Genomic DNA, 12100 nt, shown 5'->3' with positions numbered 1-12100 from the left:
GTCGCCCCGGGCGCGGACGGGACCTACTCTGGAGCTATGGACGCCGCAGCAACTCATGCCTTTGCGATTCCGCCGGTATCAGTCCACCGCCCCACCACGGCCAGGGAAGACATCATTACCCTGGCCGCGGGCGTCTGGCTCCTCACCGGGACCTATGTTGACGGGTGGGCCCACAACAACCTGCGCAACCTCGAGACGTTCTTCACTCCGTGGCACGCTGTCCTCTACTCGGGCTTCGCTGCCTGTGCCGTTTGGATCGCCGCGCTGACCTGGCGCCGGCACGCACCGGGCACGCGGTGGATGGACGCCGTCCCTGCCGGCTACGGGGCCGCAGCGGCCGGCGTCGTACTCTTCCTCGCATCCGGGGCAGGAGACTTCGCCTGGCATTCGGTGTTCGGGATCGAGCAGAACATCAGCGCCCTGTTCAGCCCGTCCCATCTGGGCCTGGCCACTGGCGGCTTCCTCATCCTGGGAGCACCCTTCTCCGCCGCGTGGCACACCCCGGCCCGGCCGTGGCCACGGCTGCTCCCGGTCGTAGCCAGCGCCGTGCTCGCCGGCATGGTTGCCGCGTTCATCCTGCAGGAGTTCGCGGTCTTCGCCCGCCACGGACTCATCCAGACGTACACAACCGTTGCCGGGACGCAGCCCGCGGTGACGGTACCGACGTCCTCAAGCATCATGGTGTCCCTGGCATCGTTCCTCGTCTCGACGTTCGCGCTCTTTGTTCCCGTCCTGTTGCTGTCGCTGCGGTGGCGCCTGCACCCTGCCGTTCCGGCGGCCATGGCGCTGGTCCCCTCCGTCGCCCTGCAGGTCATGGTGGCGCTGCGCGACGCCTGGCTGGTCCCGGTTGCCCTGGTCGGTTCCATCCTCGTGGGCGCGGTGTGGGCGGTGGTCCGTCCCACCCCTGGCCGCCCCGCACGGCTCATGACCGCGGCAGGCCTCACCCCGGTGGTGTTTTGGGCCCCATATTTCGCCGGCGTGGCACTCCACGACGGCGCCCTCAGTTTCTCGCCCGAGGTCTGGACCGGGACCCTTGTATGGACCGGACTCGGCATGCTCGCACTCGCCGCGCTCACGTTGAAGGTGCGGGCCGCCGCGGCCACCACCCAGGATCCAAGGGCCCGCTGACCGGCCGGCCACACCCGTCCTGCGGCCCCGTGCCCGGCGTCTGTCCACAACACGCGGAGTCGGTTCCAAAGAATGTCAGACCCTGGTTGCAGACTGGATTCATGGAAAACCAAGCAGTACAGGAATTTCACGTGACATACTTCGACGCCGACTGCGGCCGGGCACGGTCCGAGGTCTTTGACACGCTTGAAGAAGCCGAGCGCTTCGCCGGCCGGCACTGCCACGGCGAGGACAGCTGGGCCGTGGTGGACCCCGTCACCGTGGAGCACGTCCAGATCGCTGCCTGACCGGCCCACATCCGCCCGGCCCGGTACAGGTCAGATTAAAAGCCTCAGCCCGTGCTGCCTGGCGGTTGCCGGCAGCACGGGCTGGGGTTGGCTTGGCGGGGTTCCACCGGCCGCTGGGACCGGTGCCGCCGTCACGGCCTAGGCGAAGTCGGAGACCGCGGGATCGGGGCCGATGCGGCCTTCGCCGCCGGCGGTCCGGTCCAGGTTGTTGATGGCTTCGACGTCTTCCGGATCGAGGGATACCTCAAGGGCTGCGTAGTTCTCCTTGATCCGTGACTCGGTCACGGACTTGGGGATGACCACGTTGCCGATCGCCAGGTGCCAGGCGATAACCACCTGGGCCGGGGTGGCCTGGTGCTTGGCAGCGATGGAGGCGACCGCCGGGTCCTGCAGCAGTTCCCCGCCCTGGCCCAGCGGAGACCATGCCTGGGTCAGGATGCCCTTGGCGGCACCGAACTCACGCAGTTCGCGCTGGCTGAAGTAGGGGTGCAGTTCGATCTGGTGGATGGCCGGGACCACGCCCGTTTCGTCGATGAGCCGCTGCAGGCCCTCTGCGGTGAAGTTCGAGACACCGATGGACTTCACCCGTCCGCGCTTCTGGAGTTCGATCAGCGCCTTCCAGGTGTCAACGTACTTGTCCTGCTTGGGCTGCATCCAGTGGATCAGGTACAGGTCAAGGGTTTCCAGGCCGAGCCGGTCCATGGACTCCTCGAAGGCGGCGAGGGTGGACTCGTAGCCCTGGTCCGCATTCCACAGCTTGGTGGTGATGAAGATTTCCTCCGAAGACAGGCCGGAACTGGCAATGGCCCGGCCCACGCCTGCCTCATTGCCGTAGATCTTTGCCGTGTCGATATGCCGGAAGCCGGCCTCGAACGCCTGGCGCACGACCTTTTCAGCCACGTCGTCCTCAACCTGCCACACACCGTAGCCGAGCTGGGGGATCGTGTTTCCGTCGTTGAAAGTCAAGGTAGGTGAAAGAGTCATGCTTTCATCCTGCCAAAGCTGTCCGCCCCGGCGCTCCTGATTCGGCCCCTGTTAGCCACACGCTTAACTGAAAAGTAGGCTTCCAAATCGGGAATATCCCGCGGCACCCGTGCAGCTATTCCGCGTGAAGCTGCCTCTCGGCGTCGTCCACCTGCTGGAAGACAGCCTCGGCGCGGCGGTGGACTGATGCTGCGCCCACCGGCACCGGACCCACGGCGAGCCGCAGCATTGCTGCCGCCTCTGCCGTCGTTGCCAGCGAATTTCCTGCCTTGGACAAGGACCTGTGGACGTCCGCCAGGGCCGCCGGTATGTCCAGGCCCTCGCTGGGGGCACGCCGCTGCGCCTCCATGCAGACAGCCCGGACGCGCGGAAGCAGGGCGGCGAGTTGGTTGGCGATCCCCACCAGTTCGCCGTACAACTGGTCGTCCTCCACGCCCTCGAGCACCTGGTGGAAGCGGTCCAGTCCCCGGTGGAAGCGGTCGTGCGCCCGGCGCCACAACCCCTGGCCCAGCTCCGCGTCGTCTTTGCGCCCCTGCCTGGCGGCGCTGAAAAAGCCCAAGCGGAACCTACAGGTACTGGCCCGGGCCGTGGTCCGGGTCCTCACGTTGGCTGGGACGTGCCGGCTGCCCCGGCCGGGCGCCGGCCGGCGCACGTTGGGGCTCGCCGTTTTCCCCGATCACGACGCCGGGCGCAATCATGGTGCCAGGCGGCAGTTGGCGCAACTGCAGCTGTGCCGCTGCGTGTTCCCGGGCTGCGTTCTGGGCCGCAATGGCCGTCTGGATCCCGTGGAAGAGGCCCTCCAGCCACCCCACCAGCTGGGCCTGGGCGATCCGGAGCTCGGCGTCGGAGGGAGTGGCCTCGTCGGAGAGGGGCAGGCTGATCCTGTCCAGCTCCGCCACCAGTTCCGGCGCGAGCCCGTCCTCAAGTTCCTTGATGGAGCGCTCGTGGATGGCGGCGAGCCGGCCCCTTGCGGCGTCGTCCAGCGGTGCGGACTTCACCTCTTCGAGGAGCTGCCGGATCATGGTGCCGATCCGCATCACCTTGGCGGGCTCGTCCACCAGGTCCTGCAGGCTGCTGCCCCGCTGCCTGCCGTCCCCGTCAGACGGGGCCTGGACAGGTGCCTCGCTGTCATCAACGGGAGTGCCTTCTACCGGGAGATCCTCAGCTGCCTGAGTGTCATTGGGATCGCTCATGCGTTCATACTCTCACGGCCCATGCAGGCCGGGCCCGCCGGGAAGCCCGGTGGGCCCTGCCTGTCCGCTGCGGGCTCAATCAGCAGCACCGGCCCTGGGGGTTGCTGTCCTGGCGGTCCGTACGGTCGCGCCAGAACTCCCGCTCGGTCAGAGGTGCTTCAGCATGCCCGGCCGCCCGGTGGTGTTCCAGGTACTTGGCGTAGGCGTCGGCGCCCATGACGCCGCCCAGGTAGCGGGCGAACCCGCGGAACCCGTTGGCAACCAGGGTGATGCCGGTGCTCATCAGTGCCCTGACCGTTCAAGGCGGGCCTCGGCGGGCACTTTCTGCCACTCGGCAGCCAGTTCACGTTCGGCGGTTGTCGGGACCAGCCCGGCCGGCGCGAAGACGCGCGACGGAACAGCCGGGTCCTCGTTGTCGGCGGTGGCCACGCCAGCCGACCGGTCACGGAACGCCTTGACCGTGGCGAGCACCGCCGTCGCAATCACGATGATGCTGAGCACCACGAAGATCACGGACAGCCAACCCTGGATGGCGGTGTTTCGGACCACGGCTTCCATCGCAGCGACTGATTTCGCTGTGCCGAACTCCTTCTTGCCGTCGGCCAGGGCCTTGCTGAAGGCAGCGTTGTTGGCGAAGTACCCCACGGCAGGAGTGGAGGAGAAGATCTTCTGGTAGCTCGCCGTAATGGTGACCACCGCGGCGAAGGCCAGCGGCAGGGCCACGATCCAGAGGTACTTGAAGGTTCCGCGCTTGGCGACGATGGCCAGGCACACGGCCAGCGCAATGGCGGCCAGCAGCTGGTTGGCGATGCCGAACAGCGGGAACAGGGTGTTGATGCCGCCCAGCGGATCGGTGACGCCCATCAGCAGCACCGCACCCCAGTCAAGCACCATGACGGCAGTGCAGAACCAAGCGCCCGGCCGCCAGGAGGCTTCCTTGAACTTGGGGACGAAGTTGCCGATGGAGTCCTGCAGCATGAAGCGGGCAACGCGGGTGCCGGCGTCCACCGCGGTGAGGATGAAAAGGGCCTCGAACATGATGGCGAAGTGGTACCAAAACGCCATCATGGCTGTCCCGCCGATGAACTGCTGCATGATGTGCGCCAGGCCGACCGCCAGGGTCGGAGCACCACCGGAGCGGGACACAATGCTCTGCTCCCCGACGTCCTTGGCGGTCTGCGCCAGGAGGTCCGGCGTGATGTTGACTCCGGCCAGGCCGAGGCTGTTGACCCACTGCGCGGCTGTCTCCACCGTGCCGCCCGTCAGGGCGGTGGGGGCATTCATCGCAAAGTAGATGCCGCGGTCAATCGAAATGGCCGCCACCAGGGCCATGATGGCGACGAAGGATTCCATCAGCATTCCGCCGTAGCCGATGAAGCGGGTCTGGCGTTCCTTCTCGATCAACTTGGGTGTGGTGCCCGAGGAGATCAGCGCGTGGAAGCCCGAGAGCGCACCGCAGGCGATGGTGACGAACAGGAAGGGGAACAGGGCACCGGAGAACACGGGTCCGTTCTCGCGGGAGGCGAATTCGCTGAAGGCCGGGACCGTGATTTCGGGGCGGACCACGATGATGGCCAGCGCCAGCATGACGATTACGCCGATCTTCATGAAGGTGGAGAGGTAGTCGCGGGGGGCCAGGAGCAGCCAAACCGGCAGGATCGCGGCGATGAAGCCGTAAATGATCAGGCCCCAGGCGATGGTCACCTTGTCCAGGTGGAAGAACGCCGCGCCCCATTCGGTGCCGGCCACGGCACCGCCGCCGATGATGGCAGCCATCAGCAGGACGAAGCCAATGATGGAGACTTCCATGACCTTGCCGGGGCGCAGGTAGCGGAGGTAGACGCCCATGAAGAGGGCGATGGGGATGGTCATGCCCACGGAGAACACGCCCCACGGGCTTTCGCCCAAAGCGTTGACGACGACGAGCGCCAGGATGGCCACGATGATCACCATGATGAGCAGGGTGGCGATGAGGGCGGCCGTGCCGCCGATGATGCCGAGTTCCTCGCGCGCCATCTGGCCGAGGGAACGGCCGCCGCGGCGCATCGAGAAGAAGAGCACCAGGTAGTCCTGCACGGCTCCCGCGAGGACCACCCCGATGATGATCCAGATGGTGCCCGGCAGGTAGCCCATCTGCGCCGCGATGACCGGGCCCACCAGGGGGCCGGCGCCGGCGATGGCGGCAAAGTGGTGGCCGAAGAGCACGTTGCGGTCGGTGCGGACGTAGTCCTTGCCGTCGGCCTTGTACTCCGCCGGGGTGGCGCGGCGGTCATCCGGCCTGGTGATGTAGCGTTCGATCACCTTGGAGTAGAAGCGGTACCCAATCAGGTAGGTGCACACGGAGGCAAAGACGAACCAGATGGCGTTGACGGTTTCACCGCGGACAATCGCCAGCATGAACCAGGCGACGCCGCCCAGCAGGGCGATCGCGGCCCAGAGCGCGATCTTTGCCGGGGTCCATTTCCGGTCCTCGGCTTCGAGCCGCGCCTCGTCCACGGCGGGCGGGGGAAGATCCGGGTCCGTAGCCAGTCCGCCCTCCGCCCGGGATTCGTTCTTCCGTTGGTCAGGCACTCCGGCCATGTCTCCTCCTTGAGAGATTTCCCGCTTTTGCTACTGGGCACCCTACCAACGCCGGTCAGCGCTTTAGCGGCCGACGGCGGCGCGGCGCCGGGCCGTGCGGTGAGCGGCAGCGACGCGGCGACGAATGAGGGGACGGCGGCCCGCCTGCTATGCCAGGCCCCGGCGGGACAGGGGCAGGCCCGAGCGGGTACAGGCCCACGCCAGCGCCCCGGCCGTGCACGGGACAGCAACCACGAGGGCCAGCAGATGCAGCCAGGGAACCTCCACCGCCTTCCGCATGTCCGTGGACAGGACGAGCAGGAGAGCCGGCACTGACCCGGCGAGCGCCCCCAGCGCGGCCCCGACCCCAGAGGTAAACAGGGCCTGGGAGCCTGCCAGCGCCCTGCGCAGCCTTGGTGCTGCGCCGACCCCGGCAAGGGTGGCATGGTCCGTGCGGGCGTCGGCCAGGGACAGGCCGGCGGTGATGCCCGCTGCGCTGAAAGTGACGAGGGCGGCGGCGGCCACGATGGACCAGGTCATCCACTGGCTCCCCTGGGTAATGCCCGGTTCGGCCTGGAAGGTCATGCCGGCCTGGCCGTAGACGGCAGCAGCCGCGGCGGAGGCTGCATCCGCCTCAGCCTGGGACGGGTACGTGGCCAGCTGCACCAGCAGTCCGGCGGGTTCCGGCCGCAGGTCAAGCCGTTGGGCTGTTTCGGGCGAGACAACTCCGTAGTAAGGGACCGCGACCACCGGCTCAAGTACCGTTGCGGGCAGCGGGATACTTCGTACCGTTGCGGGGACCGTGCCGGGCCCTGAGGGCGCGGGCCCGTGCGTCCTCACGTCTTTGCCTTCCAGCAGGATTGCTCCATCTCTGATGAAGACCGGGTTGGTCACCACCATCCCGCCGGCGTCCAGCACCGCCAGGGCCTCCGCGGGCGCACTGCGTCCCAGCGCCGCCTGGATTTCCTCTTCGCCGCCGACCAGGATGGCCCGGTCGGAGGGTTGTTCATTGACCATGGAACCGCGGCACCGCCAGTCCCCCGGGTCCATCAACCTTCCCTTGGGGGTGGTCGGGCACTCATTGCCCTTCGGCCTGGCAAGTGAAAACAGCAGGCAATTGGAGGTATCCGTCAGTGCCGGCAGCCCTGGATCGGCGGGCCCCTCAGGGCAGTTCCGCAGGCCGGCAGGAGCCGCGATGAGCTGGGTTGATTCAACGGTCCCCAAGGCACCTGCCACCGCCGAGGACAGTGTGGATGCTTCCACGTGCAGGGGCGGGCGGCGGCTGCCGTCCGCCGCCGGGGGCCGGTCCACCGTCAACGGCAGATACGCCTGGTCCTGCAGCCCGCTCCAGTAATGCGCGTCCCGCAGGCCCGCTTGTTGGCTGGCCGAGAGGACCAGGGCCGCGCCCGCAAGTGTGGCGGCGGCCAGGACTGCCGCCACCGCGGGAACGCTGCGGCCGCGGTTCCGTGCCGAATCCCGCGCTGCCATCCGCAGGGAGAGGGACAGCCGTTGCGTCCTGGACGTGAGGCAACCGATCAGCCAGCCGGTCAACATCACCAGGCCTGCAACTGCGGCGACCGCCCCCGCAATCAGCATCGTGACCACCAAGGGCAGTTGGTCCGCCCGCCGGTCCGGGTCCGCGGTGGACCCGCTGATAAGCCAGCCGGCTGCCAGCAGCCCCGCGGCAAGTGCCAGCGTCCCGGCACCGGCCACGGTCATTCGCCGCCCCTTCGGTGCCGTTGTCCTCCCGGATTTGAGCGCGCCCAGCACCGCCTGCCGTGACACCTGTCGTGCCGGGACCATGGCCGCCAGCACACATGCTCCCAGCCCCATGGCCATGGCCATCGCGGTCAGCGGGACATCCGGGTGCAGGCTTACCAGCCGGGCAGAACCAGTCGAGCGGACCACGTGCACGACGACGGCGGCAGCCCCCAGCCCCGCCGCGGCTCCCAGGGCCACGGCAAAGCTGCCGAGCCAGAGTCCACCCGCGGTGACGACGGCACCGATGGTGGAACTTTCCGCTCCCGCGGATGCCAGCAGCGCCAGTTCGCGCACCTGCCGCCTGGCTCCGACAGCGAAGGCGGCACCGGCCAGCAAACCCACTTCGAGCAGTGCGAGCGCCCCAACCAGCCCGAAGGTGGCATAGACGGTCAGCAGCACCGACGGATTGTCGTGCAGCTGCGCACCTGGAACGGTGCGTTGGTCGACGGGCGGCGGATTCAGCACCACACTGCGGGAGAGCACGCCCACGCCTTTGCTGTTGGCCTCCTTGATCTGCTCCCAGGTGACCTGCTCAGGGCCCACCAGGTAGTAGGACACGGACTGGCGGGTCAGCGGCCCCTGTGGGAGGTCGGCGGGAACCTGGCTTGCCTGCAGGTACAGAAAGCTGTTGCCGTCCGAGGCGGCCGCGTCGCGGATGGTTCCCACCGGGACAAAGGTTCCGGCCGACGTCGTAAAGTCCTGTCCGAAGGTGAGGTGGAACCGCGTCATCAGTCCGGGCGAAACCAGCACCTCCCTCCCGTCCCGCGGTGCCCTTCCGGCCAGGAGGCTGAACTTGCCGGTGAAGGCCGGGTTGAGTGCGTCCACCTCGCGGCCCTGCAGTGAAACAAGGGCCTTCCCCAGGCCGGTGGTCAGCTGCAGCAGGCGATGCGGAAGGATTTCATAGCCTGCCGGGATGGCGTCCAAAGGGTCGGTTCGCTGGAAATCCGGGTCATAGCGGCCGGTGCTGGAGGCGACGACGCCGTCATCGAGCGGATCCTGCAGGGAATCCGCGCTGGGCACCGGCAGGACGCCGAACCTGGCCTGGGTGTTGCCCAGTTCGTACCGGACCGTCTCCCCAGGCGTGCGCTGGGAGCTCTGGTAGAGGGTGGCGGCGCCGGTCATTCCGGCCACGGGCAGCATGATCAGCAGGATGATCAGGAGGGAGCGGCCTTTATGGCGGGCGATGTCGCGGCGCGCCAGCCGCAGGGCAACGCGGCAGCTGCTCCGGCGCCCCTGCGGCACCGGAGCGAGGTCAAGCGGCATCAGGGTCCGGCCTGCGTCAGGAGCATGGTGGGATCGTGCATGGCGGCGGCCTGGTCGATAACGCGCCCATCCCTGAGGAAGACCACCCGGTCCGCCCAGGCGGCATGCCTGGCCTCGTGGGTGACCAGCATGACCGCCGCCCCGGCGTCGGCCCGGGCCCGCAGCACCTCCATGACCCCGTGGCCGGTGGTCGAATCCAGTGCACCGGTGGGTTCGTCAGCCAGGATCAGCCGCCGGTTGCCCACGATGGCCCGGGCGATCGCCACGCGCTGCTGCTGTCCGCCGGACATCTGGTCCATGAACCGGTCCGCCAACTCCGGGATGCCCACCTGCCGCAGCGCGTCCGCGGCCTGCCGGTGCGCCTTCCTCGCGGATGTTCCATCCAGCTCCAGCGGCAGCGCCACGTTTTCGCCGGCAGTCAACGTGGGGACCAGGTTGAAGTCCTGGAAAACGTAGCCGACGGCGCGGCGGCGCAGGCGGGCCAGTTCATTCAGGCCCAGCCCGGCCAGGGGCGTGGATTCGACAAAGACAGCGCCCAACGTCGGCCGGTCCAGTCCGCCGGCGACGGCCAGCAGGGAGGACTTGCCTGAGCCCGAAGGTCCCATGACAGCGACGAACTCCCCCGCCGATATGGTGAGGTCGACGTCGCGGAGTGCGGCGACCGCCGTCGCGCCTTCCCCGAAGGTCCTGCCAACCTTGGCGAGTTCAAGGACCTGCTGCGGCCCCTGCACGCTCACCGGCGGCTGTCCGCGCTGAGCGGGGCATCTTCCGTGGCCCCGTTGGACGCCTTCCGGGCCGGACCCGTGGCGGAGGCCTGGGCCTGCTGGACCATCCTGGCCTCGCAGAGGTCAAGCCAGCGGACTTCCGCTTCGGTCTGGAAGATCAGGGAGTCGAGCACCAACAGCCAGGCGGTATCCGTGGCGCGCTGGTTCGCCGCCGTGTCACGCCGGGCCTTGGTGTAGTCCTGCAGGGCCCTGATGGACGCCACGCGCTGGGCCTGGATGATGGCCTGGACATCCACCCCAGGCAGGGTGACGGCGAGCGCGAGCTTGATGGCGAGCTCATTGCGGGGCGGGTTGTTCCGCTCCACCGGGGCGGCAAACCAGCTCCGCACCTCCGCTTTGACGGCCGGGGTGATGCTGTACACCACATGGCCTTCGCCGTCGTCGCCTTCTTTGGCCACCAGGGCATCGCGTTCCAGCCGGTCCAGGGTGGTGTACACCTGCCCGATATTCAGGGGCCAGGTGGCTCCGGTGCGGTTCTCGAACTCGACCCGCAGCTGGTAGCCATAGCGTGGCTGGTCCTGCAGCAGGGCGAGGAGGCTGTGGCGAATCGACATGATGCTCCCCCGGGCTTAGTCATTTACCGGCATGCACAGGCCCCCAAGACCCGTGCATACCGCGTATAGCCAGCCTAAACCGGAAGCATCCCGGAACGCAATACCGGGTATGTATCGGCGGGCCTACATCACCAGGAGGACCTTGCCCACGTGATCGCCGCTGTCGAAGTATCGGTGGGCCGCACCCACTTGGTCCAGGGGGAATGTCTTGGCAACCAGGGGACGGATCCTGCCGTCTGCCACCAGCGGCCACACAGCCTCACGCACGGCGGTCATGATGGCACCTTTTTCCGCCACCGGCCTGGGCCGCAGGGCAGTAGCCACCACGGCCGCCCGCTTCTTCAGCAGCAGCCCCAGGTCCAGTTCACCCTTGGTTCCGCCCTGCAGGCCGATGACCACCAGGCGCCCGTAGTCGGCCAGGGCGTCCACGTTCTGCTGCAGGTACTTGGCGCCCACCACGTCCAGGATGACGTCGGCCCCCTTGCCGCCGTTCTGCCGCCGAAGGCTCTCCGGAAAGTCTTCCTCTTTGTAATTGATGGCGATATCCGCCCCGAGGAAGGCTTTGGCCGTACTGACCTTTTCCTCAGTCCCGGCCGTGGTGGCCACCTTGGCGCCGAAGGCCTTGGCGAGCTGGATGGCCATGGTGCCGATCCCGCCGGTGGCGCCGTGGATGAGGACCGTTTCGCCCGGCTGCAGCTGCGCCGTCATGATGAGGTTTGAGTACACCGTCGCAGCCACCTCCGGCAGCGACGCGGCGGTGACCAGGTCAACCCCTTCAGGGACGCGCAGCACCTGCTCGGCCGGGACCGCCACCTGCTGGGCGTAGCCACCGCCTGCCAACAGGGCCACTACCTTGTCCCCCAGCGAGAAAGGCTTGCTGACGCCGGGTCCGAAGCCGGCGATCCGTCCTGACACTTCCAGCCCGGGGACCTCGGAAGCGCCCGGCGGCGGCGGGTAGAAGCCCTTGCGCTGCTGGACATCGGCCCGGTTCAGGCTTACCGCCACCACGTCAATCAGCACTTCGCCCTGGCCGGGCACCGGGGCGTCCACGTCCCGCACTTCCAGCACTTCCGGGCCGCCCGGTTCCGATATGTAGACGGCTTTCATGGACCTCTCCCGTTCCTGACTAAAATCCTGGCTGCATCCAGTGTGCACCGCGCGCTTCCCCGTGCCTGTTTTGTTGCAGGCAAGCGCCTATGAAACACTACTAGCTGAGGAAGGTTGTCCGAGCGGCCGAAGGAGCTGGTCTTGAAAACCAGTGTGCGGTAACCCCGTACCAAGAGTTCGAATCTCTTACCTTCCGCAAGGGAACCCCTGGCAGCCTGTAGGCCGCCAGGGGTTTTTTGCTTTAAGCAGCCCCGGCCTGCCTTGTTGCGCACACGTAAATTCTTTGGACTAACCCCCTGCCGAACCCGGGCCCCAAAGCTACCCGCGGGTATTGTTTGTGACTGCTTAAGCACATTTGCGTGTTTGCTTAAGCAGCATCACTCCCGCCAACAGCACCTCCGGTCCGGGCTAGGGAAGCTCCGGGCCGCAGGGCGGGCCGCTCCGCTGGGGAACGTCCCGCCGAATGCACGCTCTAGCCA

Annotated in this window: 11 protein-coding genes and 1 tRNA gene; 3 read left to right on the top strand and 9 right to left on the bottom strand. The window is 67.7% G+C overall.

The annotated features are described in order from the left end of the window. Nucleotides 1-36: 36 nt before the first annotated feature. Entirely contained in the window at nucleotides 37-1128 is a 1092-nt protein-coding gene (locus NMQ03_RS03765; protein WP_255174447.1) for a hypothetical protein, read from the top strand. 101 nt (nucleotides 1129-1229) lie between these two features. After that, a complete protein-coding gene (locus tag NMQ03_RS03760; protein WP_255174446.1) occupies nucleotides 1230-1415 on the top strand; it encodes a hypothetical protein in 186 nt (61 codons plus the stop codon). Nucleotides 1416-1553: 138 nt separating this feature from the next. Here NMQ03_RS03760 and NMQ03_RS03755 read toward each other — a convergent pair whose 3' ends face one another. From NMQ03_RS03755 to NMQ03_RS03715, 9 genes are all read right to left on the bottom strand, one after another. After that, nucleotides 1554-2399, bottom strand: coding sequence for an aldo/keto reductase (locus tag NMQ03_RS03755; protein ID WP_255174445.1), 846 nt, complete (start codon nucleotides 2397-2399; stop codon nucleotides 1554-1556). Between the two features lie 115 nt (nucleotides 2400-2514). Further along, nucleotides 2515-2958 carry a hypothetical protein gene (locus NMQ03_RS03750; protein ID WP_255174444.1) on the bottom strand — a complete coding sequence of 148 codons (444 nt, stop codon included), beginning with the start codon at nucleotides 2956-2958 and terminating at the stop codon, nucleotides 2515-2517. A 7-nt stretch (nucleotides 2959-2965) separates the two neighbouring features. Beyond that, the gene (locus NMQ03_RS03745) at nucleotides 2966-3592 is read right to left on the bottom strand and encodes a bacterial proteasome activator family protein (RefSeq protein WP_255174443.1); all 627 of its coding nucleotides are present in this window, start codon (nucleotides 3590-3592) and stop codon (nucleotides 2966-2968) included. 79 nt (nucleotides 3593-3671) lie between these two features. Further along, on the bottom strand, nucleotides 3672-3875 hold the full coding sequence (locus tag NMQ03_RS03740) for a YbdD/YjiX family protein (protein WP_255174442.1): 204 nt from the start codon (nucleotides 3873-3875) through the stop codon (nucleotides 3672-3674). Next, nucleotides 3875-6172, bottom strand: coding sequence for a carbon starvation CstA family protein (locus NMQ03_RS03735; RefSeq protein ID WP_255174441.1), 2298 nt, complete (start codon nucleotides 6170-6172; stop codon nucleotides 3875-3877). Before NMQ03_RS03735 ends, NMQ03_RS03740 begins: the two co-directional genes overlap by 1 nt. A 147-nt stretch (nucleotides 6173-6319) precedes the next feature. After that, nucleotides 6320-9175: a hypothetical protein gene (locus tag NMQ03_RS03730; protein WP_255174440.1), complete on the bottom strand. Its 2856-nt coding sequence runs from the start codon at nucleotides 9173-9175 to the stop codon at nucleotides 6320-6322. Further along, a complete protein-coding gene (locus NMQ03_RS03725; protein ID WP_255174439.1) occupies nucleotides 9175-9912 on the bottom strand; it encodes an ABC transporter ATP-binding protein in 738 nt (245 codons plus the stop codon). Before NMQ03_RS03725 ends, NMQ03_RS03730 begins: the two co-directional genes overlap by 1 nt. Beyond that, nucleotides 9909-10514, bottom strand: coding sequence for a PadR family transcriptional regulator (locus tag NMQ03_RS03720; RefSeq protein ID WP_255174438.1), 606 nt, complete (start codon nucleotides 10512-10514; stop codon nucleotides 9909-9911). Before NMQ03_RS03720 ends, NMQ03_RS03725 begins: the two co-directional genes overlap by 4 nt. Before the next feature lie 123 nt (nucleotides 10515-10637). Beyond that, nucleotides 10638-11621 carry an NAD(P)H-quinone oxidoreductase gene (locus NMQ03_RS03715; RefSeq protein ID WP_255174437.1) on the bottom strand — a complete coding sequence of 328 codons (984 nt, stop codon included), beginning with the start codon at nucleotides 11619-11621 and terminating at the stop codon, nucleotides 10638-10640. Between the two features lie 108 nt (nucleotides 11622-11729). Here NMQ03_RS03715 and NMQ03_RS03710 point away from each other — a divergent pair. Further along, nucleotides 11730-11817 (top strand) — tRNA-Ser (locus tag NMQ03_RS03710). Nucleotides 11818-12100: the final 283 nt, after the last annotated feature.

This window comes from Arthrobacter sp. DNA4 (genome assembly GCF_024362385.1).
GTDB lineage: Bacteria > Actinomycetota > Actinomycetes > Actinomycetales > Micrococcaceae > Arthrobacter.
Note: the sequence above shows the minus strand (reverse complement) of the source record. Positions and strands in the feature narration are given on the sequence as shown.

What these genes read in the sequence shown, in the direction of transcription:
- NMQ03_RS03765 (WP_255174447.1), top strand. Translation starts at nt 37, where the DNA reads ATGGACGCCGCAGCAACTCATGCCTTTGCGATTCCGCCGGTATCAGTC.
- NMQ03_RS03760 (WP_255174446.1), top strand. Translation starts at nt 1,230, where the DNA reads ATGGAAAACCAAGCAGTACAGGAATTTCACGTGACATACTTCGACGCC.
- NMQ03_RS03755 (WP_255174445.1), bottom strand. Translation starts at nt 2,399, where the DNA reads ATGACTCTTTCACCTACCTTGACTTTCAACGACGGAAACACGATCCCC.
- NMQ03_RS03745 (WP_255174443.1), bottom strand. Translation starts at nt 3,592, where the DNA reads ATGAGCGATCCCAATGACACTCAGGCAGCTGAGGATCTCCCGGTAGAA.
- NMQ03_RS03740 (WP_255174442.1), bottom strand. Translation starts at nt 3,875, where the DNA reads ATGAGCACCGGCATCACCCTGGTTGCCAACGGGTTCCGCGGGTTCGCC.
- NMQ03_RS03735 (WP_255174441.1), bottom strand. Translation starts at nt 6,172, where the DNA reads ATGGCCGGAGTGCCTGACCAACGGAAGAACGAATCCCGGGCGGAGGGC.
- NMQ03_RS03730 (WP_255174440.1), bottom strand. Translation starts at nt 9,175, where the DNA reads ATGCCGCTTGACCTCGCTCCGGTGCCGCAGGGGCGCCGGAGCAGCTGC.
- NMQ03_RS03720 (WP_255174438.1), bottom strand. Translation starts at nt 10,514, where the DNA reads ATGTCGATTCGCCACAGCCTCCTCGCCCTGCTGCAGGACCAGCCACGC.
- NMQ03_RS03715 (WP_255174437.1), bottom strand. Translation starts at nt 11,621, where the DNA reads ATGAAAGCCGTCTACATATCGGAACCGGGCGGCCCGGAAGTGCTGGAA.